Origin of the sequence: Pseudobacter ginsenosidimutans, assembly GCF_007970185.1 — a bacterium.
GTDB lineage: Bacteria > Bacteroidota > Bacteroidia > Chitinophagales > Chitinophagaceae > Pseudobacter > Pseudobacter ginsenosidimutans.
On sequence record NZ_CP042431.1, the window covers coordinates 1,585,431 to 1,609,829 of the forward strand.

Sequence of the window (24,399 nt, forward strand, 5' to 3'; positions counted from 1 at the left end):
CATTCATTTCAGACGGTTGTTTTAACATGTTTATGACGTTTACTCATTAAACAATTGCCATATGAACTGTCTAACTTGAGTTCGGTATTTCCCAAAACCTAAATTTTCCCGGTATGAAGCTCCTTTATACATTCCTTTGCGCTCTTGGAGTAATTGCCCTGGTGCAGCCCGCCACGGCTCAAACCAGTTGGCCCAAGGCCATCGAAGCACAGGGCGCCAACCTGAAACTCTATGAGTGGCAGCCGGAATCATTTTCGGACAATACACTCAAAGCCAGGGCTGCCGTTTCGGTAGTCACCAGCGGAAAAACAGAACCTGTTTTCGGAATGGCCTGGATCAAAGCCACTACCGAAACCAATAACAACAAGGTCAACATTACTTCGGCCCGTGTCAGCTCCCTGAAATTACCTGAAGACGTAAGCGAAGACCAGTTGGATGATATCAAACAACAGATCGAAAAGCAGATCCCTTCGCTCGACATTTCCTTCCGCTATGATCAACTACAGCAATCACTGCAACTGAATACACAGCAAAAACAGCTTAGCTCTGAAATCAACAACAAGGCTCCCAAAGTGATCTATACCAATACTCCTTCAGTGTTGGTGTCCATCGATGGCAATCCCCAATTCAAGAAGAATGACGACTGGGGCGTGGAAGCCGTAGTGAACACACCCTTCACCATCGTGAAGAACAAAGACGGAAAGATCTACCTCTATGGTGGCAAACACTGGTACTCCGCTCCCACCGTGAACGGACCCTATTCTCTTTCCACCAATGTTGGTTCCAATCTCCGTAAGATCGAACAGGCAGTGCAGGAAGCCAATAAAGATGATAATGACGACAATGGAATGGAAAAAGATGAGAACACGATTTACAAGATCATCGTGAGTACTGAACCTGCAGAATTGATCCAGTCGAAAGGTGAAGCCAATCTTTCACCTGTGGAAGGCACCAGCCTCCTCTACGTTTCCAATTCAGATGATGATATTTTCATGGACATCAGCAGCCAGCAATACTTTGTGCTGATCTCTGGCCGCTGGTTCCAGAGTAAAGCACTGAACGGCACCTGGAGCTATGTTCCTGCCGATAACCTGCCCGCCGATTTTGCAAAGATCTCGGAAGGTTCTCCCAAAGACAATGTACTGGCTAGTGTTGCCGGAACAGATGCTGCACAGAATGCACTTCGTGAAGCCGAAGTTCCGCAAACAGCAAGAGTAGAACGCGATAAAGCTCGCGCCGAAGTGGACTACGACGGAGATCCCGAATTTGAAAACATCGATGGTACAGACCTTGCCTATGCCGTTAATACCCCCGCTTCCGTACTCAGGTGGCAGGGAAGATACTATTCTGTTGACAATGGAGTTTGGTTTCAATCCCGCTATGCAAACGGTCCCTGGGTAGTGGCTGTGGAAAGACCTTATTCGGTTGCGCTTATCCCCGCCCGTTATCCGGTGTACAATCTCAAATATGTGTACATCTATGATGTAGCCCCCGATTATGTTTACATGGGTTACACTCCGGGATACCTCAACGCATTCATTTACGGTCCTACCATCGTGTATGGTACCGGATATTATTACCGTCCATGGCATGGCCATTACTACTATCCCCGCCCCTGCACCTGGGGTTACAGGGTTAGATACAATCCCTGGTTTGGATGGGGCTTTGGTTTCAACTATAACGCAGGATGGTTCCATGCCAGTATTGGTTTCGGTAGCTACAATCCCTGGAACTATTGGTCAGGCGGCTGGTGGGGCCCGCGCTATTACAGAGCGCCCTATTGCTACAGGCCCGTTTATCATGGAAGGCCTTACGGTTATTACAACAATCGCTATTACAGCAACAGGAGCAATGTGATCGTTCGCGCCAATCGTACCGTGAACGTATATAATTACCGTCGCGATGTTGTTACCCGCGATAACCAGCGCTATGCGCCAACCTATCGTTACAATAATCGCAGGGATTACGCCAGCAACCCCAATTATAATAATATCAACAGGCCGGGCCGCGATTACAATCGTGGAGATAACCCCCGCTACAATAACAATAATAATAACCGTGGTGGACGGGATTACAATTACAACCGGAATAACCGGACCGATTATCCTACCACGAGGAACAGGGATATCAACAATCGTCCTGACAGGACTTACAATCCCGGAGGAAACGACAATCGTAATGGCGGTAACAACAACACGCGCCCTGGTAACAATAACGAAAATCGTCCCGGCCGTACAACCAGTCCCGGCAGGCCCGAAAGAAATTACACGCCTGGCAATTCCGAAAACCGGACAAGCACTCCGGGTCGCATAACCAATCCCGGCAACTCTCGCGAACCTGTAAGGAGAGAATACGAAAGGCCCAATAATAATCCTTCCAACGGCAGCAATCGCGAAGCTACAAGGCCTGCCAGAACCTATGAGCGCCCTAACAACGGCGGCTCAGGAAGAACATCCGAACGCAGTAACAGCGGCAGCAGTGGCAGAACCTATTCACCACCCGCCCGTCAGCATGCTCCTGTTGAAAGAAGAGTGGAAAGACGCGAAAGCAGTGGAGGAGGCGGCAGCCGTTCACAGGGAAGTGGCAGATCAAATAGCGGCGGTGGTTCCGAAAGAAGTGGTGGTGGTGGAAGACCATCGAGATCATAATAAAGACTTATTTACATAAAACGCAACCGCCGGAATTCATTAGGTTCCGGCGGTTCTTTTTACCCGCAATTCATCATTTTGTGGTAGTATTTCATCAATCTGCTACACAGATGCTGACACAAGTGCAGGAGACGTTGAAAACCAGCCTGCACAAGGCTTTCATGGCTTTTTAATTACTGCATGTTTTGGTTTGGCATAATAATTGGCTAACTTAATGCAGACAACTATTTTTTCACTGATAAAATATTAGGTTATGAAAACAAAACACGTTGTTATCGGAATGATGGCTGCAGCCGCTGTAGGCGCCGTATGTGGACTGTTATTTGCTCCTGACAAAGGAAAAGAAACAAGGAAGAAAATCAGGGATGGTGCCAATGATCTGGCAGGAAAAGTGAAAAAAAGTATTCGCAAAAATCACCTCACTGGTGAAATAGAAGTGAGTTAATTAACTAATCACGCTCGATATATATTCTCATCCTATTTTGAAACAGGCAATCCCGTACGGTTGTCTGTTTTTTATTTCATTCTTTTGAATCAATAAGGCTGCACCAGCAGTTTCTTAGTTTCCAGAATCTCTCCACTTGCACCAACAAAGGAGATCATGTAGGTACCCGGGATGAACAATTGCATTTCGATAATGCTTCTTTCCCCTACTTTCTCTTCTCTCACTCTCCTTCCCATGATATCCCATACTATAATATTCTTCACAACTGCTGCACCACTGATGCCAACTACAAAGCGGCCTGTGGTTGGGTTTGGCCAGATCATGAGTTGATAACCTCCGGGCTTTCCCTTCACCGCCACCATATTCGAATAAGCCTGCTCGTTACGAAGATTCACCAGCTGTAATCGGTAATAACTGATACCAGTATGCGTATTTTCATCCATGATGGTATAGTTAAGATGATTGATACTATTACCGTTAGGAGCTTGGGACTTGACTGTGTCGATATTATGGAACTCAGCTTCAGTGCTCAGTCTGCGCTGCACTACAAAATAGTCCTGGTCTATTTCAGGTTTGGTGGTCCAGTAGACCTTTACCCATCGCCAGTCTGTACGATAAGCGTTCAGGAAGGCCCTGGTTTCTACCGGCAGCGGTCTGTTTACTCCTGTAAATTTGGTGTAGAAAGATGAGCGCCCGATCAGGCCGTTGATCTGCCGGTTGTTCACTCCAGCATTCGAAAGGGGCGCTCCCCTAGTGAGGAAGCCGGTAGCGGGTGCGGCTTGCTGTGTAGTGCTGTCCCAGCCTGATCCATTGTAATGCGAAATATAGGCAGAGCTTCGCCTGGCGGCGAAAATACTGCCTTCATCCCCCACCAGGTGCTGAAGGTATACATACACTTCATCCTCATCCGGCCGGTTGATCTTTCCCAGCTCCCAGGTTTTGTTCACCGATGAATCCTGCAGGTTTTCGCCCGAAGTTACCAGGGCCTTCACACTATCGAAAACACCCATATAGTAATCATCGCCTGTTGTAACAGTGCTATGAATGGCGCCCGGCGTATAGGCATGTGGTTTAGTACCGAGCGGGAAAACAATTATTCCGTCGGTTATTGAAATATTTTCGCGGATCAGTAAACCATTGCCAGGCTGATTGCCGGTAACAAAATATCGCGCCGAATCATATCCTTCGATGATACCCGGATTGTTATTGCCTACTGAAAAAATATTATTTCCGAGAAAGAGGAGTCCACTGGTGAACTTCATTTCACTCAGCACTTTGGTGCTGCTGCCAGTCAATTGCAATCCAAACCTATTGGCCAGCTCGATCTTTGCAAACGCAGGCCCCAACCTGCTTGCAGCATTGTAAGCCCCAAAGAGGGATTGCGATTCCATATCGCTGTTGAATCGCAGCAGACCGCCTGTTCCGTTCACGCCATCTCCTCCATTGCTTTCATCCGTAATGAAAGCACCGGATTCGTTCTCCCAGTGTTTTCCTTTGAAATTGACAACGGCATTCTTACCCAGTCCAAGCTTACCGGCATTGAGTACATTGGAAAAGATGGTAGCAGTATCGCCAACAAAAAAGATCCGGGCAGACTGTGGCACGTAAAACCCACTCTGCGCCTTCGTTTCAGTGAAGCAACAGATCAGGAGGATGTAAATGATATGACTGATGAGGATCTTCATCAAAATTCTGTGATGGTAAAATAGACAGGTACAGCTGTTGCAAATGTTCCGGCCGTTGTAGTTCCGCTATTCAATAATCGCATCTTCACCTGGTAAACTCCTGTATTCAATTGAACTCTGGCAAATGCTACAGAAACACTTGCAGGAAGATCTGCTCCAAAGCTCACTGCAACTGTTGCCTGGGTGGAAGTTGGAGCATTGGCTGCAGGAATATTGAAGGTAAGGTCCAGGGCGGCCGGAGTATACACCAGGCCAAGAATTACAAGGGTCGCTCCACCGATCGAAGTAGTGGCAGGAATTGTGCTGGCGAAACTGATCTGGTTCTTATTGATATTGCCTTTTGCACCCAGCTTGTATGTGCCATTCACATCTGCTTTCGCATTGGTGGTGGTAGTACCGATGGCAAGATTACCAGCAGCAGTAATCCGCATTGCTTCATTGGCGGCAAGCGTTCCTCCCGTCAGGAATATCGTGCTTTTGGTGGCATTATTATTGGCAATGTACAGGTCCTGTCCCGCGCCCAACAAATAACAATCATTCGCCAAACCTGTACTGATAGGGCTTTGCGAGCTTTGTTGCCAGCCGGATCCGTTGATCCCCAGGTCAACAAAATTCGTTGTCTCGGTACCGTTATTGGCAGTTGCCACCAGGTCTGAGCTGGACTTTGCCCCATTGCCCAGGTTCTGGATATTGATCTGAAAATAATTGTTGACGCTTCCTTTTGCATAGATAGCATTCACGGAACTTGTAGATCCCGCATTCACCAGCAACTTTTCGGGATTGGTTCCGTCGAAGCTGGTGGCTCCGATGGCCACATTACCGGCACTTGAAATACGCATGCGCTCGGCATTATTGGTATAGATAGGAAGATCGAAATTATCCAGGGTGCCCAGTATCCGCAAGGCTCCATTGGTATTGCCATTGATGTTCCAGGCATTGGTGGCAGTAACGGTGCCGGATACCATTGGCACCCAAACGCCATTTGCCCTTAACATCAGTTGTCTGGTTGGAATGAAATAGATCACCATTCCATCGGGTGGATTTGAACTGTTGATGGATATTGTATCGTTGAGCCGTGGAAAAAGCAATCCCTGGTTAGCAGAGCTCAATTCCAGCAGGGCCGACTTCATCAGTGCAGATGGATTGCTTCCCAGTTTCAACTGCTGGGCCAGCAGCGTACAACACCAGCACAACAGGAAAGCCCCTGTCATTACAAACCTCTTCTGTAGCATAAGATAGACTTTGCCGGTCAATTACTTTTTGATGATAAACCAGTTGGTTCCATCTGTCTGGAGTGTAACAAAGGTCCAGTCATTGTAAATGACATAATTCGATCCGCCATCGATGGTTGCAGAAGTAGGTGTAATGGTGAGCGCATTATCGATACCTCCTGATCCGACCTTTTTGATCGTGTATACCCGGCCTGTTAGCCCGGTTGGAGCTGGCAGGGTAAGAGTGATTGCGCCGGTAGTGGTATTGGCCAAGACTGTATTATCGGTTCCGGTGAGTGTGCCACTGGCATTTACTGTTCGAATACCCAATGATAAAGATCCTGTAAGTTGTGTGGTGGAGTTGGCATTGCCGCTGCTGCCCACAATCAGCGCTGTTGCAGCTTTTGCAGTGTCCTGGAATGTTTTGGTGCCTGCGATGGTCTGCGTCCCAGTGGTTAGCACGCCTCTAGCGCTGGCGCTGGCGCTTGGCACGTTCAGGTAAACGCTGTCTGTTCCGTTCGTAGAAACAGTAAGATCCGCTCCAAGGTCCCTGAACGCAATCTTTTGCGCAGAATCCCGGTTGCCATTGATACTTCGTATAGCATTTCCGAAAGCGGACGCACTCACCACTCTTTTCTGGATTACACCATTGTTGCTGACCAGCACAGTATCCGAGCTGGCATTGGTGGTAAGATTGTTCAGCGTGGTAGTTCCATTGACGGTTACACCATTGTTGAAGGTTTTATCGCCGCCGAATGTTTGCGCACCTGCTGTAACGATACCGGGGTTGGTTGCATCGGCTGGATGCAATACTAACACCCTCGTGCCGGCCCCAGTGCTGTCCAGCGTTGCTCCGTTCACGTTAGGCACCGTTGCCACTGCGCCAATAGTAATGGTTTGAATAGCGCTCTGGATCTTTTGCCAGTCGGGGAAAGTGAGGAAGCCATATGGCTTTGTAACGCCGGATGACCCATTTTGTACCGGCAGGTAAAGTGCGATGGTACTATCCGCCTGTCGGTTCTCGATCTGCACTGTGTCTGTGGCAAGACTGGGAGCAGCAGTGATCGAAAGCTCCTGTCGCTGGATGCCATTGATGGCGCGGATCGCATTTTCAAAAGTAGTGCTGGCGATGGTGCGCTTCGAAACCGATCCGTCAGCAGCGATCACCAGTACGTCCAGGTCTGTAGTGCTGGTTGGCAGGTTTTCCAGTTTCACCGTTCCGTCTACATTCAGTTTGGCGGTGGGATTCGCTTGTCCGATACCCACATTGCCGGCAGCGTCTATACGTAACCGTTCTGCATTGCTGGTCCTGATCACCAACGGTTGCCCGTCGATAGTCCCGATAAAGTTGGTAGCAGGATTGGTTCCTGTATTACCGGTAAGCGACCAGTTGGAAGTAGCCGTGCTGAGATCTGCGATCTTTACCCAGCTACCGTTACTGCGCAAACGAAGGCTTTGGTCAGTATTCAGATAGATGATCATACCATTTGGAGGACTAAGCAAATTGATGGCTGCCGTATCCGAAAGCCGCGGCAGCAGCAAGCCCTGGCGGGTGCTTTCAAGCTCGAGGATACTGGATTTTTGAATGGATGTAGGGTTGTCTCCGATCTTTAACTGCGCTTGCACAAGGGTTGAACAGCCTGCGAGCGCCAGCAGCAGGAGCGCCCGTTGCCAGAGGGTAAATTTTGGCTTCATAGTCGATTGCATTTCTGGATATGGAAATAGATTAACACAGTAACGTTACGAAAAAAAGAATCTCTTATGAAAAATTTGACTGCTGTATAATTGAGTTTTTCAGAAGTGTTTAAATATGTCAAGAACTTTCCATAACAAATACCCGAACCAGTTCAAAATGAGGAATATCATCTACGCATCGCCGTTGATTTTTCATTGTAATTCCTCAAACATTCAACAGGATTTAAGCCGACGTCCAACAAATCGAATTAGCCTCTTATCTCAACATTCACCAAATTCGGTTATACATCCTAGTTACTACTCTCCAATAATCACACAGAAAGTATTTCATCATTCTATTATCTTCTCAACCCGGATGTTGCACAGAGGCGGACCCATTAGCGATGGGATTAAGAAACCTGGTCCTTTGAAACGTAAGCGAAAAAGTCCGGCTCAGCACCACTGCCCCATCCAACCAACCAAAGCCTAAAAAAATTCCTCCCGCGCCGGTTCGTTTCAACAGACCGGTTTATTAAGTCCCGGAGCGGTTGTATTTTTGTGGGATGTTTACTATTTACTACTGTTACGACGCTTACTGCGGCTGGTGTTACGGGTTCAGCCCTGTAATGAGCAAACTGGCAGCAACTTATAAAGACAAGATCCATTTTGAAGTGCTTTCCGGCGGTATGATCCTTCCGGAACAGCCAAAGCATATCGGCGTAACAGCCGGCTATATTGCAGAAGCCTACAAGGTGGTGGAAGAAAGGACCGGTATCAAATTCGGCCAGGATTTCCTCTGGCATATCTTCAATCCCGATGATAGCGACTGGTTCCCCAATTCCGAAAAGTCCGCCATCGCCATGTGCATCTTCAAGGAATATTTTCCGGAAGACCAGGTAGCGTTCGCCTCTGACCTGCAATACGGCCTCAATTTTGAAGGCCGCGACCTTACTGATGATGAGGCTTATCGTCACCTGCTGGAAAAATACCAGATCCCTGCTGAGGAATTCTATTCCAAACTGCACAGCGAAGACTACAAGCAGAAAGCTTATTATGAATTCCAGCTTTGCAAGCAATTGCAGGTGACGGGGTTTCCCGCGGCACTGATACAGGTGGCTGAAACAAAATTCTACCTCCTTTCCCGCGGCTACTCGGATTACGATACCATGCAACTCAGAATTGAGAACGTTTTGAAGGAGGTAGACCAGGTGAACGGACATCGCTGATCTTTTATCCCCCTCATTACCCTGTTCATCCCATTAAAATCCCCGCTGCTATTGGGTCGGGAAGCTATTTTCGTTAAATTACTTGAAAATTATTTGCAATATGAAAAAGATAGCTTCGGCCTTATGCACCCTCTCCCTGTTTGCTATCGTAGCCTGTAACAACGCCAACGAGAACAAAACAGACGCCACCAAATCAGATACAACCGCTACCACCGCGGCACCTGCTACTGATGCAGCTCCTCCACCACCTCCCATGGACAGCGCCGCCATGATGAAGATGTGGATGGAAATGAAAACGCCGGGTGATATGCATAAAATGCTGGCTTCACAAAATGGAACATGGGATAATGAAATGACCATGTGGATGGAGCCGGGCAAACCACCCTCTGTCAGCAAATCCGTTTCTGTGAATAAAATGATCCTCGGAGGCAGGTACCAGCAATCCACCTACACCGGTACTATGATGGGCGGTCCCTTCGAAGGCATTAGCATCCTGGGATATGATAACCTGAAAAAGAAATTCGTGAACAGCTGGATCGACAATGGCGGCACCGGCGTGATGTACATGGAAGGCTCTTATGATCCTGCCACCAAATCCATCACCCTCTCCGGCACCATGCCCGATCCAACTACCGGTAAGGATTGTACGATGCGTCAGGTGATCAGGTTCATAGACGACAAGCACAACACGATGGAAATGTACAACACTCCGGCTGGTGGACAGGAAATGAAAATGTTCGAGATCAAATCCGTGAAGAGATAGCCTTGAAAAAGTATAAAGAGAAAAGGCAGGCCATTACAGCCTGCCTTTGTTTTTCAACCAGGACTTAATATTATCTCCAGGCCCCGATAATGGCGCCCATCAGTAATGCTGCCAACACACAATAGCCGCCATTGATCAGGATATGCCTGAATGTTTTGTGCTCAAACAAACCGATTACTGCTACAAATGCAAACACGCCGATGCCTGTAAAAAATCCAGCGATAGCTCCCTCGATCAATCCCGTAGCCTGCAGATCGCCTTCCAGTTTTGTGATCGGATTGGCCAGCAACATCCCCAGGTTGGAAGCCACTACCAGCGAAAGCAGCAGGCTCCATCCAAAGATCTTGCCCTTGTTGCTTTTGCGGACTTCCTCCATCGTCATGTCATTTTCTTTCATCCATGCCCGACCAAACAATGCCGGAGAGTACCAGATACCTCCGATCACCAGCGCAGAAATTCCGGCAACTAGTACCGCCAGCCAATTCACAGAATGCACTTCCATCTTTCAAAATTTTGTAGGTAAATTATTCCTGCACGGTCTTTACAACTTCGAATCTATTTCACTAATTTTTGCATAACAATTCAAATAGAACCGGGGTGGAAAAAGAGGCGACGAAAACAAACAGCACGGTGACGAAATCAGCAGGCTCCATGAGAGTGAACGATATTGGTTTCAGACTGGTATTGGTTCCCTTCTTTGGCATTCTCATTCCATTATTGACCCACCTGGTGGACCATGCATCATTTCCACACTGGAAGATCAAATTGAGCTATCTCTACACTATCGGTTTATCATTACTGATATGGGAAGGCAACCGATATCTTCTGTTTACATTGCGCAGTTATTTCAACTGGTTCAATCAACCGATGCGCAAGGTGATAGTGCTGGTACTGGCCGCATCTTTCTTCACCATCCCTGTAAGCGTGCTGCTGCTCATCACCTGGTTCCAGTTGTTCCAGGATGGAAAAGTGAAATGGGATGTAGTAACCGAAAGCACGCTGATCATCATGATCTCTGTATTGTTCATCGTACACGTGTATGAAACCGTATTCCTGGTGAAGGAATCCGAAAGTGAAATGGTGAAAAATGCACAGTTGGAACAGGCCAAGGCAGAAGCCGAACTCGAAGCACTCCGCAACCAGATCGATCCTCATTTTATTTTCAATTCGCTCAATACACTCTCCCACCTCATTGAAGAAAAGCCGCAAAAGGCCCGGCAGTTCAATGATAACCTGGCAGATGTATACCGGTACATCCTGCAGAGTAAAAAAAGAGAATTAGTATTGCTGCGCGAAGAATTGAATTTTCTGAATGATTATTTTTACCTCCTGCAAATCCGGTTCGAAGATGCCGTGCAACTGAAGATCGTTATTGCAGAAAGTTGGTACGACCAGTTTTTGATCCCCCCGATCTCTTTGCAGGTTCTGGCTGAGAACGCCATCAAGCACAATGAATTTTCAGTTTCCCAGCCCCTGATGGTAGAAGTACAGTTGCAACATGGATGGCTCATCGTTAAGAACCCCATCCGGAAGAAAGTACTGCGGAAACCCTCATCAAAAATTGGATTGGCCAATCTGCAGGAAAGGTATAAACTGACCACCAACCGAGACATTATCATTACAGAGGAAGAAGAACATTTTGTAGTGCGGTTGCCGGTCCTCAAAATCACCTGATATGACAGTTATCATTGTTGAAGACGAAAAACCAGCAGCAGAAAAGCTGATGAAATCACTGGCCTCCATCGACCCCAACATACAGGTGGCGGCCGTGCTGCCCAGCGTGAAAGATACTGTCAGTTGGTTGCACCAGAATCCCGTGCCGGAACTCATCTTCATGGATATCGAACTCACAGACGGCCTCAGCTTCCGCGTTTTTGAAAAAGTAAGCATCAATTGCCCGGTCATTTTTGTGACAGCTTATGATGAATACTGGCAGGAAGCTTTCGAACATAACAGTATCGACTACCTGCTGAAGCCTGTGAAAATGGAAAAACTTGAAGCGGCGCTAAAAAAATATGATAAAGTGAAGCAGTATTTCTCGGCCAATTACCAAAACCTGGTGAACTGGCCCAATACCAATCCGGCGGGCAGCTTCAAAAAAAGGTTTCTTGTCAAGCGTGGTACTGATTACCAAAGTATCCGCACTGAAGACATTGCCTACTTTTACGCAGCCCATAAACTGGTGTGCATGGTAGACAACAAGGCGCAAAAATTCATCCTTGATCAATCCCTCAGTGATATCGAGAATCAACTGGATCCGGCCATGTTCTATCGTGTGAACAGGAAATACCTGCTCAATATGAGCGCTATCAAGAAGATCAAATCCTATCCGAAAAGTAAATTGTTACTGGAAGTAGAACCGCCACTGCATGAAGAAGTGATCATCAGCCAGGAAAATGTGAGTGCATTCAAAGCCTGGATGGGGCAATAACGGAGATGAATAACCGGAAATTCAAATATGTTTTCCGGCAGCTGCATAATACTATATAGGAGTACGGATCAAAAGCAAAGGGCTGGTCCCCACGGCACAACCTTACCAGGCCGTACCGCAGGGAATTGTTTTTTTAAGGACGCTGTCTGCCGCCGCCCGGGCCACCAGGTCCGCCACCACGCTGAGGTCTCATGGAAGGCTCGATCTCATCTTTCCATTTCTTGTACTGTGCTTCAGTGAAGATCTTCTTGAGCTTCTCATCGCGATCATTGGCGAGGCTGGTCATTTTTTCGCGCATCTGGGAGCGGTCGCCGTTATTACTTCTCATCTCTTCAAACATCTTGTCGCGGTCTTTGAAATAATGTGCGAAAGCGGTGTCGGTCTTTACCGTCTGGTCTTTATCCAGTTTCAGGTCGGCCAGTTTTTCCATCACCATTTTTACATTTTCTTCAACGGAACGGCGTTGCATGCCTCCGCCCTGGGCTTTTACGGCTATCGTGCCGGTCAGCATAACCACTGCCAGCAGCAGGAAGATTCTTTTCATCGGGAAAATAATTTGTTTGAATAGATAATAACCGTTTAATTGGATGCCGGCACAGGGGGTAAACCTGCGCCGGGTATAATTTTTGCCGCATCGTCAAATCGGATTATCTTGCATATCCTTTTAAAAAACATGGATTGAATATGGAATATGGAAAAATCGTATCGGTAACAGGGTTACCCGGATTGTTTGAATTAGTAAGCAGCAAAAATGACGGGGCCATCGTACGGTCACTGGAAGACAAATCCACCAAGTTTGTTTCCAGCCGGATCCACAATTTTTCCCATCTGGAAAGCATCGAAATTTACACCGTGCGCGACAATGTGAACCTGGTAGATGTATTCACTGCCATGGGCGCCAGCAGCGATAAACTGCCTGACGGAAAAGACAATGGCGTACTTAAAAAATATTTTGAGAAAGTATTCCCCGATCTCGATTTCGAGCGCGTATACGCCAGCGATATGAAAAAGATCGTGAAATGGTTCTCCATTCTCAAAGCCGCTGATGTTGAAATCAAACTCAGGGAATTTGAAGAAGAAGTGGCTGAAGAAGCTACCGCAGAAGAAGTAGTTGCTGAAAAACCAGCAAAAAAAGCTGCGAAGAAAGAAGAAGCGCCAGCCGATGAAGCAGAGGAAAAACCTAAAGCCGCCAAGAAGAAGGCCGCTGCTGCTGAAGAGGGTGAAGAAGAGAAGCCAAAGAAAAAAGCCGCTCCAAAAGCTAAGAAAGAAGAAGCTGAAGGAGAAGAAAAACCAAAAGCTGCTCCGAAGAAAAAAGCTGCTCCTGCTGCTGAAAAAGAAGAAAAAGCAGAGAAAAAGACAAAAAAATAATGTTAATAGCTCAAAAGCACGCAAACTCCGGGAAACATATTCTTCCGGAGTTTGTAGTTTTAGTACAATAATTAATTCCTATGCATTACAGTGCCGATATACACAAATTACCCCGTCACTACCTGCCGGCTGATTTTGAAGTAACAACCTGGAATGTGCTGGAGCCTTATTTCAAAGAATTACTTGAAAGGCCCATCAATTCCACCTCAGACATGGAACAATGGCTGCAGGATATGAGCGAACTGGAAGCCGTGATCAGTGAAGATGCCTGCTGGCGCCAGATCAAAATGACCTGCGATACTGAAAACAAATCCCTTGAAGAAGCATTTGTTTTCTTCGTTACCGAGATCCAACCCAGGATCCAACCTTACGCAGATCTGCTCAACCGCAAGCTCGTTGATAATCCCTTCACGAAAGAACTTGACCAGAAAGAATATTTCACTTACCTCCGCGGTGTGAAAAAGAGTATCGACCTTTTTCGTGAAGAAAACATCCCAATTCAATCAGAATTGGGTGTTTTACAGCAACAATTTGGTGTTATTTCAGGAAAAATGACCGTTTCTGTAAATGGCCAGGAATACACTTTACAGCAGGCTGCCAAATTCCTGGAAAATCCAGACAGAAATCTCCGGGAACAAGTGTACCATGCCATTCAGACAAGAAGGCTGGAAGACAAAGATCCACTCAATGAACTTTTCAGCACTTTGGTTCAAAAACGCGATAAATTGGCCAAAAATGCCGGTTTTTCGAACTACCGCGACTATAAATTCAAAGAATTAGGCCGTTTCGATTATACCAAGGAAGACTGTTTCCAGTTTCATGAAGCCGTGAAATTGCATGTGCTACCCCTTGTCAATGCTATCAATAAGAAGAAGAAAGAGAAACTGGGTCTTGATAGTCTTCGTCCCTGGGATACTGAAGCTGAACCTGCAGGTATCACCCCTCTCAGTCCCTTCAAATCAGGTAAAGAACTCCTGGACAAATCGGTGGCAGTTTTTGAGAAATTGAGGCCATTTTTTGCCGATTGTCTTCGAAAAATGGAAGAATTGAAGCATTTTGACCTGGAAAGCAGAAAAGGAAAAGCACCGGGCGGATACAATTGTCCACTCGCTGAAAGTGGCGCACCTTTCATCTTTATGAATGCTGCCGGCCAGATGCACGATGTTACAACAATGGTTCATGAAGGTGGGCATGCTATTCACTCTTTTCTGGCACATCCGCTCAGATTGAGCGCATTCAAGGAATATCCGATGGAAATTGCGGAAGTGGCCAGCATGAGTATGGAGCTGTTCTCGATGGACGCCTGGGATGTTTTCTTCGATAATAAGGAGGATCTGCTGAGAGCGAAAGAACATCAACTGGAAAGAGTGATCACTATTTTCCCCTGGATTGCCACTATTGATAAATTCCAGCACTGGGTATATGAGAACCCGAATCATACGCTGGAGGAAAGGGCAGAAAAATGGCTGGAAATCCTGAAGGAATTCTCTTCAGACGAAATTGATTTCTCTGGATTGGAAAATTACAGGATTTATGGATGGCAGCGCCAGTTGCATCTTTTTGAAGTACCATTGTACTATATTGAGTATGGTATTGCCCAGCTCGGAGCGATAGGTCTTTGGATGCAGTTCCGGGAAAACAAGGAGGCCGCTTTAGACAACTATATGAAAGCGCTCAGTTTAGGCGGCACCAGAACCCTTCCCGAGCTGTACCAGGCGGCTGGACTGGTATTCAATTTTTCGCCTGATCATATTCAAAAACTTATGCAATTTGTTAAGAAAGAGCTTCAAGAATTACGTTAATTGATGAACGAAAAAAAAATACCCAGTTAGTGGTATACAATTTATTCATGCTAACAATTATCTTTGTTATTCAAAATCTACAACTGATAGGATGAAGAAATTCATCTGACATCATAAAATAGCTACTAATCAGAGCCTTAACCAAAAGTCCCGTTGTTTCCACATCGGGGCTTTATTTTTTGATTAAAACCTACGCGTTTAAAACAGCTATTGATTCTCAATCTATACTAGAACGTTAGATTGAGAATTCTCATTCTTTCAATGACATTCATTGCAAATTCCTGAAACGATCATTTGAAATTCTGCAGGCTGAAATCCTTTGGGGAGCTTCACTTCAGGGATCACAACATGCTCCAGGCAAATAGTGTTGCCACAACTGTTGCAAACGAAGTGAACATGATTATCGTGATGATGGCCTTCTGTACAATCGTCTTTGCAGAGCGCATAGAGCACTGCATTATCAGGAGTTGGAATAGTGTGAATAATACCCTTTTCCATGAACACTTGTAGTGTGCGGTACACCGTTACCCTGTCGAATTTCTCTCCGGTTTTCTTTTCAATATCGCCGTGCGCCAATGCGCCATTGGCCTGTAGAAAAAGTTCGAGTATTCTCCTGCGACTATCGGTTACGCTTAACTGATTATGCTTGAGAATATGCCCTATCTGGCTTTCGATTTGTTTACTTGTGTTCATGTTATCTCCAATATTGATAGCCGGCAATGCTTTAACTGCCGAACAAATTGTTCTTGAAACGTTCCTGTTTTACAGGCTCTGCCAGCAGGTCCCGAATATCTTTCTTCATTTGTTCCAGCTCATCTTTCTTTAACCCATCGTAGATCTTGCGCACCTGGCCTGCTTTGTCTACCAGTGCAAAGAATTGCGTGTGCAGGAATTGCTGGTCGATGCTCACGATATTGTTCTTCGGATCATCCAGCAGATAGCTGTTGCGCGCTGCATTGTAGAGGCTGTCTTTTCTTCCTGTAACAAACATCCACCTTTCGGTGTTCACCTTCAGAGAATCTTGTGCATATGCTTTTAATCTTGCAGCACTGTCTGTTTCGGGGTCGCTGGTATGAGAAAGGATCATGAAGCCTTGTTCATTTTTGAATTCTTCATAGATGGGAAGCAGGTTCCTGTTCATGATCGGGCAGATGCTTTTACAGGTAGTGAAGAAAAATTCCGCCACATAAACCTTGCCCTGGATCACTCTTTCATCTACTGGTTTTCCATCCTGGTTCTCGAAGTGAAAGGGGCGCACATAACTAAGTACAGGGAGCTTCACTTTTCCATAACCGGGTATCACTTGTGTGAGCCCGAAATAAAAACCAACAGTGAGCAATACAAAAAAGCCCAGGTAAAAAAACAATTTCTTCTTCTTCATTTCTACAATTGGTTAGCGGTGTTATTACTGCCTGCAAATTTACGCCGGGATCAACCCATAACCATCATTTTTCCAGTTTTGACAAATTATTTGCAACAAAGTTGCAGAATGTTCCTTCCCTCCTGTATCTTTGCACAATGAACAGGATTAACTGGGATGCCTGGGGAGTGGCTACATCGCTGGCTTGCGCAATTCACTGCGCCATTTTACCATTATTATTAACAAGTCTGCCCGTATTCGGGATCAATATCATCGAAAACGAGCCTTTCGAATATTTCATGATCTTCCTGGCCTTTGCCATCGGATCTTATTCTTTGTGGCATGGTTTCAAGAAGCATCATCATAGCCTGATGCCCTGGGCGCTATTTGCTGCAGGCATTATTTTATTGATTGCCAAACAGGTATGGCATAATTACCAGTTTTGGATCCTGCCTTTTGCCGTTATCTTCATCATTGCGGCGCATTTACTCAATTATCGTTTCTGCCGGGTGCACAATCATGCGCATGCAGATGATTGCGATCATTCAACACCGGTTTAGCCATTTTACTTTCGCGCCAACCTATTTCCAGAATTAAAAAACAATTGCTGGCCGGTCTTTGTTATTTTTGCAGCATAAACACCGTGAATTATGATTAAAACAGGAAATCCTGTCATCAGCATTTATACCGAAATGACTCCTAACCCGGAAACGATGAAATTCGTGGCCAATAAGCTGTTATACCCGGGTAAAAGCATTGATTTTCCTGATGTAGAGAGCGCAAAACCCTCTCCTCTTGCTGTAGAATTGTTTGGATTCCCTTTCATCAGGGCCGTTTTTATCGCCAGCAATTTTGTTACGCTGACTAAAACGCCCGATACAGAATGGAGCGATGTGATCCCTACTATCCGCCAGTTCCTGAAAGAATACCTGGAAGACAATAGCAAGCCGGTGATCAATGAGGACGAAGTAGCCGCCATCAAACCTGAAAGCAGCAACCTGGTTGCCGCTGACGACGACGATGTGGTAAAACGTATCAAGGAGTTGCTGGAGAACTATGTGAAACCTGCCGTTGAAATGGACGGTGGCGCTATCCAGTTCAAAAGCTATGAAGATGGTGTAGTGAACCTGATGTTACAGGGCAGTTGCAGTGGATGTCCTTCTTCCATGATCACCCTCAAAGCGGGAATCGAAGGCATGATGAAAAGAATGATCCCTGAAGTGAAAGAGGTAGTAGCAGAAGCTGAATAATCTTTCGATCAGATATTATTGTAAGCCGTTCTTTGCAGAGCGGCTTTTTTTATGTTGTTGATTTTGCAGGCGGTGGCTTGACTTTTGCTGGCTTTTACCGTATATTAGTTAAACTGCCCGCTTATGGTTGTTGTTTATTCTATCCTGCTGGTACTTGCCCTGCTGATAGTAGCAGCCTTGCTGATGGCAGCATTTCTGCCCTCCTCGTACAATATCGAAAAGAACATCATCGTCAACAAACCTGTTACGGATGTGATGGACAAAGTTGCCGATCTTCATTATTACGCAAAATGGAATCCCTGGCAAAAATCGGAGCCGGACAGTAGTCAGGAAATCACCGGCACGCCCAAAACAAAAGGCCATCGTTATTCCTGGAAGGGCAAAAAGATTGGCGAAGGCTCACTAACTCTACGCGCTATCGATCCCAAACATGTTCACTTCGATCTCCAGTTCATTAAACCCTGGAAATCCAGCGCCAACGATAACTGGCAGTTTGAAGAATGGGGCAATTCAGAAACCAAGATCACCTGGCAGAACAATGGAGAACTGGCTTTCCCGATGGGAAGATTGATGGGTCCAATTCTCAATAAGACCTTACAGAAACAATTTGAACAGGGATTGCTGAACCTGAAAGAACTTTGCGAAAAATAAGTTCAGACAAGATGATCACTCCGGCATCGCTTTCTTGAAGATTCCGATGGCAATGGAAGGAACGAACCGCATCAACAGGATCGCCATCCTCTCCTGCGAAAATGGTTTTCCTACATATTTTTCATACTTCCCTTTCTCCACTGCTCTTAGTATTTGGCTGGCAGTTTTGTCCGGCGGGTAACCATTACCGATATTCTTCCCCAGGTTATTCAGTTTTTCACCCGTGGCAGTAACAGCATTCCTGCTTACGTTAGTTCGTATATACCCGGGAGTTATGATAGTAACCTTGCAATTGAATCCCCATACTTCAGCCCGCAAACAATCGAAGAACCCATGTAGTGCATGTTTTGCTGCAGCATAGGCGGAACGCATCGGGGTGCCGATCTTACCCATCACGCTGCTGATCACCACAAAATGGCCGGTTTTTCTTTGCTGGAAATGCGGAAGCAGCAAACGGGTGAGCTCGATATAACTGAAATAGTCCACTTCCATTACTTTGCGTTGTACCTCCGGCAAAGTATCGATCACTTTGGAACGCTGACTGATGCCTCCATTGTGGATCATAATATCTATCTGTCCGAATGCCGCCAAAGCATTGCTGGCAGCTAACTCCAGGGTTTCAGCCTTTTCCAGGTCCAGCACGAGTGTCCGCAGTTTTTCCGGTTGTCCGCTCGATTGTTGAACGCGCTTCAGCTCTTCTTCGCGGCGGGAAGAAATGATCACACGGGCACCGCGTTGCACCAGTTCCCTGGTGAGCGCTTCTCCAATCCCTGAAGAGGCCCCGGTGATCCAGACTACCTTATTTTCATAGAATGACATGGCATCGATTTGAAAGGCTAATATCTGAAATCCTTTCCATCAAAAAGCCATTTCACAAAAAACGTGCGGGCATGCTGTATCTTGCATCTTGCATCAGCCAATAAGTATGAGCATTTCAGAGATCATCCAACAATTCATCGAGGGAATGCGGCATACCAGCCTGCTGGAATATATTGCAGTGCTGGCGGGGATTGCCAGTGTCTGGTTCTCCAGGTTCGAGAATATCTGGGTATATCCTACGGGGCTGGTGAACACCCTCATCTATATTTATCTCAGTCTTCAATACCACCTCATCGGCGAAGCAAGCGTGAACCTGTACTACAGCATTATGAGCGTGTACGGCTGGATACTCTGGACCCGGAAAGATGCGCAACAACAGCACGTATTACAGGTCCGTTTTTCTTCCGGAAAAGAATGGCTGCAGCAACTCAGCTTCTTTGCGGTTTTTTACATTGGTATCTTTTCCGCGCTCACCTGGTTGAAGCGCAACTTCGCCCCCGAAGCCATTCCCTGGGCTGATGCTTTTGCATCCGCTACTGCTTACACCGGCATGTGGCTCATGGCAAGGAAAAAAGTGGAAAGCTGGTACTGGTGGATTGCCACCAATATTGCCTCAATTCCCCTTTACTTTGTAAAAAATCTGGTGTTCACCAGCGTATATTATTTCATACTGCTGATACTGGCCATCGGAGGATTGATCGAATGGAAAAAAAGAGCAGCGCGGTAGCATGAAAAAGATAGTGATCATAGGACCTGAATCAACAGGAAAAAGCACACTCTGCCAGCAACTGGCGGATCATTTCGGAACCGAATGGGTTCCTGAATATGCGCGTGAATATTTATTGGAGCATGGAACGGAATACCGCTATGAAGATCTGCTCACCATTGCGAAAGGCCAGGTGGCGCTGGAAGACAAACATGCCGCTGCATTTCCACAAAACTATGCTCCCAACAGCCCGCTTTTCATCGATACAGACCTGTATGTGATGAAGGTCTGGTGCGAATTCGTTTTCCAGAAATGCCATCAGTGGATCCTGGACAATATCGTTACCCGCCGGTATGATCTCTACCTCCTCTGCAATATTGATCTGCCCTGGGTGAAAGACGAATTGCGCGAGTACCCGGACCTGTTGTTGCGCCAACAACTCTACCATATTTACAAGGACATCATGATCAACCAGCCTGTGCCCTGCGTAGACATTTCCGGAGATTACGAAGAGCGTTTCCAACGTGCGCAAAAAGCAGTAAAAAAATTACTGACTCCTTAAACATCTCCTGAATCACAGTTGTTGTAGGTGTTTATGCTGACCTTCGTTCGGAAGCACCATAGCTTACTGTTTTTCCTGGGATGGCTCACCATAAATATTATTCAGGCCGGCTTTACTGAATTGATAGATGATGAAGCGTACTACTGGGTCTATTCCCGGTTTCCTGACTGGGGATATTTCGATCATCCTCCCATGATCGCAATCCTGATCAAGCTGGGTTATGGAATCTTCGGAAACGCGCTGGGTGTAAGGCTTTTCGCGGTATTGCTAAATACCGCTACTATCTACGTTACGAGGCAGCTGCTCCCCAGGCAAAATGATTTCCTTTTTTATGCAGTAGCATCTACAATTGCCGTAGCGCAGATCGGCGGAGTCATTGCCGCGCCCGATGCGCCACTTATCTTCAGTATAGCATTGTTCTTTTTATTGTACAAACGATTCCGGGAACAAATCAATATCGCCAATACCTTAATGTTGGGAGCCGGCATGGCGCTGATGTTGTACAGCAAGTATCATGGTGTGCTGATCATCTTTTTTACCCTTCTCTCAGATCTTTCGCTTTTCAAAAAATACCAGACATACATTGCGGGATTGGTCACTCTCCTGCTCTTCATGCCGCATCTTTACTGGCAATACATGCATGGGCTTCCATCTGTTCAGTACCATTTGTTTGAACGCAATGCCAGTGTATACAAGATCAGTTATACTGTAGAGTACCTGCTGGGACAAATTGCATTGACTGGTCCCCTGATGGGCTGGCTACTGCTCTGGGCGGCTCTTCAGTTCAAACCGGTTTCGTATGCTGAGCGGGCCATGAAATTTTCACTGGCAGGGATATACGCTTTTTTCCTGCTGATGACCTTCAAAGGAAGAGTGGAAGCCAATTGGACTTTGCCTGCTTTCATTCCCCTGATGGTATTAAGTCATCAGTATCTCAACAACGGCGGATATGCGCAAAAGAAATGGCTGATCAAAAGTGTGCCGCTCACTTTGGGGCTGATCCTGCTGGTGCGCATCTACCTGCTCTCTTTCATTCCTCCTACCGGCAGGTTCCACAAAGCTGATGAAGTGCATGGTAACAAAACCTGGGTGAAGGCGGTGGAAGAACGTGCAGCCGGACTACCGGTTGTATTCATCAATTCATATCAGCGTGCTTCCAAATACTGGTTCTATGCGCAGCAGCCGGCGTATTCATTAAATGGAGTAGACTACCGCCGGAACAATTTCAATTTCTGGCCGGTGGAAGATTCGCTCATGGGAAAGAAAGTGATGGTGATCTCGAGAACGCATCCCAGACTGAATGCCAATTTCGATCAGCCGATCCCGCATACAGATTCGCTGATCAGTTTCGTTTCAGCAAAGTTCTTCGCCTTCAGCCGTGTGATGCTGACTGCCACCGTCAAACCCAGCCTTCAGAATGGTATTTTCACAGGCACTTTCAGTATTCAATCCCCGGAGCATTACCTGGCTTTTTATAAGCAATTGCAAACCGGTCAGGCCAGTTTTGTTGTAAGCTTTATCACAGACAACCATTTGCCTTATAATCTGGCTGTTCCTTTTTCTTTGAAAGATGTGGACGCGGTGAAACAGAAACTTAGTATAAACATCCCCGTTAGTTTGCCTCCCGGCAGATACGATGCAAAATTAGGCATCAGCAGTTCCATCCCGGAGGTCTATACGCTGAATTCTACCGGTTACGAGTTTGAAATAAAACGATGAAATACTTCGTATCCCTTATTGGATAAGAGTTTGAATGTCCGGATCGTTTTGAAGGTTATTCATTTGCCTCATTACCCAGGGATACTTGTTGGCCACAAAACCGCTGAGAGGCTTTACCGTGTATTTTTTTGGATTGGGAAGACAGGCCGCTATCATAGCTGCTTCCTGACGTGTGAGTTGTTTGGCTGGCTTTTTGAAATAATTCTGCGCGGCCGCTTCGATGCCGAAAATTCCCGGGCCCATTTCTGCAATATTGAGATACATTTCCAGGATCCGCTTTTTGCCCCAGATGGTTTCGATCATGAAAGTGAAATACACTTCCAGTCCTTTTCTGATCCAGCTTCTGCCCTGCCAGAGGAAAACGTTTTTGGCTACCTGCTGACTGATGGTGCTGGCGCCGCGCACCCGTCCGGGCTTGCGCTTATTGTACTCCATCGCTTTTTCGATATGTTTCCAGTCGAATCCGCTGTGATCAGGATAGAGCTGATCTTCAGATGAGATCACTGCGAGTTTCGCATAGGGACTCATCTCCTTTGCATCGATCATATCTCTCTTCAAACCATTTCCTGTGATCCAGCTTCCCAGTTGTGTAAGTGTAATGGGAGGATCCACCCATTTCAACAGGAAGATGTAAAACAATTGAAAAACGAAAAGGAAGATAAACAACCGTTTGAGGAACCTTAAAACTTTCAGACCTAGACCGCGGGTTTTTATTGCCATCCTTTTTGCAGCTTTGGGCTGCAAGATAATAATTCGGTCCGGACTATTTGAGTATCGAACCGGCCTTTACATACACCACGTTCAGTTTGTTCTTTTTGTTCTCTTTATTGGTATTTGCCTTGCCCCAGAAGTAGCCGGCAGCGGCCACTCCGGCTGCGATGCCCATGGTGAGCAACCTGTTATTGTCAGAGAAGGATTCTTTTCTGTATAATGTATTCACTGTTTCGAGAATGAGAAAGCCAACGCCTCCAATTACCATGAGACCCGGAACACTTAGCACGGCAAATCCGGTGGGCCTGCCATACAGGTCACCATCTTTTATATGGTAGCGGATGATCTGGTGGTAGTCGAATGCCACAGCATAAACAAATGTGTCCAGTTTGCTACCGAACTCTGTGCCAAACATCCTGGTTTCCTGTTGACGCAGGTAAATAGAATCATTCCTGATGGCAGTGATATAACCATGCACATCAAAGCCATTGTTCATGCGGGCTGAAAGAAAACTTCCTTCCGCATAGGTCTTTACCGTGCGATTATTCTTTTTCTTGAGTATGATAAAATCTGACTGCTGCGAAAACGCAGTGCATGCGAGAGAGAATAAAAATAAGGTGAGTATGGTTGGTTTCATGCAGACAACAAGTTAGTACAGCCGAAACTGTGTTTGATCTAATGATTTGTTAAGACTGATGTGTCTTTCACAAATATGGCGGTATACAACAACGCAAAACCGAATGCCACAAGGATCACACCTGTTACCTTATTGATAATGGAAATATTGTTGATGGTGAGTTTTGCGCCCAGGCGGCCTGCCAATAATACTTTTGCCACATCGGCAACAATATTGAAAGCGATACAAACCGAGAACAGCAATATGCGTTCATTGAAAGTATACTTGGCGGCAAAAGCTGTTGCCGTAGTGATCCAGAAAAGAAGCACGCTGGGGTTGAGTGTATTGATCAGGAAGCCGCTGGAAAAGATCTTCATCATTTCGCGTTTGCTGAAACGGAGGGATTGTCCGTCCGCATCTGTTCTCAGCGCTACTTTTTTGAAGAAGAGATAATATATGCCCATCAGTAGCAGGAAGGCTGCGCCGCAATAAGCGATCACGGTAGTGTATTCTGTGATCTCGGCAACCAGTTGCGAAAAGGCATTGGCCACCACCACCATTACAATATCACTGAGCCAGACACCCGCCACAAAGCTGAAACCGCCGGTATGCCCGTTCACCAGGCTTTGCTTGATGATGGTAAAGATCACAGGCCCCACCGATAAGGCAAGAATACATCCAAGCGTTACTCCACTGATAATGGCCTGCCACATGCGTAATTATAAAAGGGAATAAGTTTTAAAGTGACAATT

General features: G+C 46.3%; 25 protein-coding genes. 14 read left to right on the forward strand and 11 right to left on the reverse strand.

The window, feature by feature from the left end; all coding sequences use genetic code 11:
* Positions 1 to 113: 113 nt before the first annotated feature.
* Together FSB84_RS06525 and FSB84_RS06530 are read left to right on the forward strand one after the other, a co-directional pair.
* Positions 114 to 2,648: an RHS repeat domain-containing protein gene (locus FSB84_RS06525; protein WP_130542327.1), complete on the forward strand. Its 2,535-nt coding sequence runs from the start codon at positions 114 to 116 to the stop codon at positions 2,646 to 2,648.
* Positions 2,649 to 2,901: 253 nt separating this feature from the next.
* The gene (locus FSB84_RS06530) at positions 2,902 to 3,093 is read left to right on the forward strand and encodes a YtxH domain-containing protein (protein WP_130542326.1); all 192 of its coding nucleotides are present in this window, start codon (positions 2,902 to 2,904) and stop codon (positions 3,091 to 3,093) included.
* An 89-nt stretch (positions 3,094 to 3,182) separates the two neighbouring features.
* On the opposite strand, the gene FSB84_RS06535 is transcribed toward FSB84_RS06530, so the two are convergent.
* The 3 genes from FSB84_RS06535 to FSB84_RS06545 are packed head-to-tail and all read right to left on the reverse strand — an operon-like array spanning position 3,183 to position 7,684.
* On the reverse strand, positions 3,183 to 4,778 hold the full coding sequence (locus tag FSB84_RS06535; RefSeq protein ID WP_225980088.1) for a T9SS type A sorting domain-containing protein: 1,596 nt from the start codon (positions 4,776 to 4,778) through the stop codon (positions 3,183 to 3,185).
* Positions 4,778 to 6,010: a hypothetical protein gene (locus FSB84_RS06540; RefSeq protein WP_130542324.1), complete on the reverse strand. Its 1,233-nt coding sequence runs from the start codon at positions 6,008 to 6,010 to the stop codon at positions 4,778 to 4,780. Before FSB84_RS06540 ends, FSB84_RS06535 begins: the two co-directional genes overlap by 1 nt.
* Before the next feature lie 21 nt (positions 6,011 to 6,031).
* Entirely contained in the window at positions 6,032 to 7,684 is a 1,653-nt protein-coding gene (locus FSB84_RS06545) for a hypothetical protein (RefSeq protein ID WP_130542323.1), read from the reverse strand.
* Positions 7,685 to 8,226: 542 nt separating this feature from the next.
* On the opposite strand from FSB84_RS06545, the gene FSB84_RS06550 reads away from it, so the two are divergent.
* Together FSB84_RS06550 and FSB84_RS06555 are read left to right on the forward strand one after the other, a co-directional pair.
* The gene (locus tag FSB84_RS06550; RefSeq protein WP_130542322.1) at positions 8,227 to 8,889 is read left to right on the forward strand and encodes a DsbA family protein; all 663 of its coding nucleotides are present in this window, start codon (positions 8,227 to 8,229) and stop codon (positions 8,887 to 8,889) included.
* A 100-nt stretch (positions 8,890 to 8,989) separates the two neighbouring features.
* A complete protein-coding gene (locus tag FSB84_RS06555) occupies positions 8,990 to 9,652 on the forward strand; it encodes a DUF1579 domain-containing protein (protein ID WP_130542321.1) in 663 nt (220 codons plus the stop codon).
* Positions 9,653 to 9,722: 70 nt separating this feature from the next.
* Here FSB84_RS06555 and FSB84_RS06560 read toward each other — a convergent pair whose 3' ends face one another.
* Positions 9,723 to 10,154 (reverse strand): DUF1761 domain-containing protein, encoded by a 432-nt coding sequence (locus FSB84_RS06560; RefSeq protein ID WP_130542320.1) that lies wholly within the window; start codon positions 10,152 to 10,154, stop codon positions 9,723 to 9,725.
* 128 nt (positions 10,155 to 10,282) lie between these two features.
* Here FSB84_RS06560 and FSB84_RS06565 point away from each other — a divergent pair, with 128 nt between their 5' ends.
* Both FSB84_RS06565 and FSB84_RS06570 read left to right on the forward strand, forming a co-directional pair.
* Entirely contained in the window at positions 10,283 to 11,326 is a 1,044-nt protein-coding gene (locus FSB84_RS06565; RefSeq protein WP_225979997.1) for a sensor histidine kinase, read from the forward strand.
* Between the two features lies 1 nt (position 11,327).
* Positions 11,328 to 12,083, forward strand: coding sequence for a LytR/AlgR family response regulator transcription factor (locus FSB84_RS06570; RefSeq protein ID WP_130542319.1), 756 nt, complete (start codon positions 11,328 to 11,330; stop codon positions 12,081 to 12,083).
* A gap of 133 nt (positions 12,084 to 12,216) precedes the next feature.
* Here FSB84_RS06570 and FSB84_RS06575 read toward each other — a convergent pair whose 3' ends face one another.
* Positions 12,217 to 12,627, reverse strand: a complete 411-nt coding sequence (locus FSB84_RS06575) for a hypothetical protein (protein ID WP_130542318.1) — start codon at positions 12,625 to 12,627, stop codon at positions 12,217 to 12,219.
* Between the two features lie 140 nt (positions 12,628 to 12,767).
* On the opposite strand from FSB84_RS06575, the gene FSB84_RS06580 reads away from it, so the two are divergent.
* A complete protein-coding gene (locus tag FSB84_RS06580; protein ID WP_130542317.1) occupies positions 12,768 to 13,451 on the forward strand; it encodes a DUF5606 family protein in 684 nt (227 codons plus the stop codon).
* An 80-nt stretch (positions 13,452 to 13,531) separates the two neighbouring features.
* Complete coding sequence (locus FSB84_RS06585) at positions 13,532 to 15,253, forward strand: M3 family oligoendopeptidase (RefSeq protein WP_130542316.1); 1,722 nt, start codon at positions 13,532 to 13,534, stop codon at positions 15,251 to 15,253.
* Between the two features lie 258 nt (positions 15,254 to 15,511).
* On the opposite strand, the gene FSB84_RS06590 is transcribed toward FSB84_RS06585, so the two are convergent.
* Entirely contained in the window at positions 15,512 to 15,946 is a 435-nt protein-coding gene (locus tag FSB84_RS06590) for a Fur family transcriptional regulator (protein WP_165434917.1), read from the reverse strand.
* Between the two features lie 31 nt (positions 15,947 to 15,977).
* Positions 15,978 to 16,634 (reverse strand): SCO family protein, encoded by a 657-nt coding sequence (locus tag FSB84_RS06595; protein ID WP_130542315.1) that lies wholly within the window; start codon positions 16,632 to 16,634, stop codon positions 15,978 to 15,980.
* 137 nt (positions 16,635 to 16,771) lie between these two features.
* Here FSB84_RS06595 and FSB84_RS06600 point away from each other — a divergent pair, with 137 nt between their 5' ends.
* From FSB84_RS06600 to FSB84_RS06610, 3 genes are all read left to right on the forward strand, one after another.
* On the forward strand, positions 16,772 to 17,173 hold the full coding sequence (locus tag FSB84_RS06600) for a MerC domain-containing protein (RefSeq protein ID WP_130542314.1): 402 nt from the start codon (positions 16,772 to 16,774) through the stop codon (positions 17,171 to 17,173).
* A gap of 90 nt (positions 17,174 to 17,263) precedes the next feature.
* Positions 17,264 to 17,863, forward strand: a complete 600-nt coding sequence (locus tag FSB84_RS06605) for a NifU family protein (protein ID WP_130542313.1) — start codon at positions 17,264 to 17,266, stop codon at positions 17,861 to 17,863.
* A gap of 123 nt (positions 17,864 to 17,986) precedes the next feature.
* Positions 17,987 to 18,514, forward strand: a complete 528-nt coding sequence (locus FSB84_RS06610; protein ID WP_130542312.1) for an SRPBCC family protein — start codon at positions 17,987 to 17,989, stop codon at positions 18,512 to 18,514.
* 15 nt (positions 18,515 to 18,529) lie between these two features.
* Here the strand turns inward: FSB84_RS06610 and FSB84_RS06615 are convergent, their stop codons facing one another.
* Entirely contained in the window at positions 18,530 to 19,333 is an 804-nt protein-coding gene (locus FSB84_RS06615; protein WP_130542311.1) for an SDR family NAD(P)-dependent oxidoreductase, read from the reverse strand.
* 106 nt (positions 19,334 to 19,439) lie between these two features.
* Here FSB84_RS06615 and pnuC point away from each other — a divergent pair, with 106 nt between their 5' ends.
* From pnuC to FSB84_RS06630, 3 genes are read left to right on the forward strand one after another with little or no spacing between them, the layout of a single operon-like run.
* Complete coding sequence (gene pnuC / locus FSB84_RS06620; protein WP_130542310.1) at positions 19,440 to 20,060, forward strand: nicotinamide riboside transporter PnuC; 621 nt, start codon at positions 19,440 to 19,442, stop codon at positions 20,058 to 20,060.
* Between the two features lies 1 nt (position 20,061).
* Positions 20,062 to 20,601 carry an AAA family ATPase gene (locus FSB84_RS06625; protein ID WP_130542309.1) on the forward strand — a complete coding sequence of 180 codons (540 nt, stop codon included), beginning with the start codon at positions 20,062 to 20,064 and terminating at the stop codon, positions 20,599 to 20,601.
* A 33-nt stretch (positions 20,602 to 20,634) separates the two neighbouring features.
* Positions 20,635 to 22,320 carry an ArnT family glycosyltransferase gene (locus FSB84_RS06630; protein ID WP_130542308.1) on the forward strand — a complete coding sequence of 562 codons (1,686 nt, stop codon included), beginning with the start codon at positions 20,635 to 20,637 and terminating at the stop codon, positions 22,318 to 22,320.
* Positions 22,321 to 22,335: 15 nt separating this feature from the next.
* On the opposite strand, the gene mtgA is transcribed toward FSB84_RS06630, so the two are convergent.
* The 3 genes from mtgA to FSB84_RS06645 are packed head-to-tail and all read right to left on the reverse strand — an operon-like array spanning position 22,336 to position 24,360.
* Complete coding sequence (gene mtgA / locus FSB84_RS06635; protein ID WP_130542307.1) at positions 22,336 to 23,040, reverse strand: monofunctional biosynthetic peptidoglycan transglycosylase; 705 nt, start codon at positions 23,038 to 23,040, stop codon at positions 22,336 to 22,338.
* A gap of 43 nt (positions 23,041 to 23,083) precedes the next feature.
* Positions 23,084 to 23,668: a hypothetical protein gene (locus FSB84_RS06640; RefSeq protein ID WP_130542306.1), complete on the reverse strand. Its 585-nt coding sequence runs from the start codon at positions 23,666 to 23,668 to the stop codon at positions 23,084 to 23,086.
* Positions 23,669 to 23,706: 38 nt separating this feature from the next.
* Positions 23,707 to 24,360: a LysE family translocator gene (locus FSB84_RS06645; RefSeq protein ID WP_130542305.1), complete on the reverse strand. Its 654-nt coding sequence runs from the start codon at positions 24,358 to 24,360 to the stop codon at positions 23,707 to 23,709.
* Between the last annotated feature and the right edge of the window lie 39 nt (positions 24,361 to 24,399).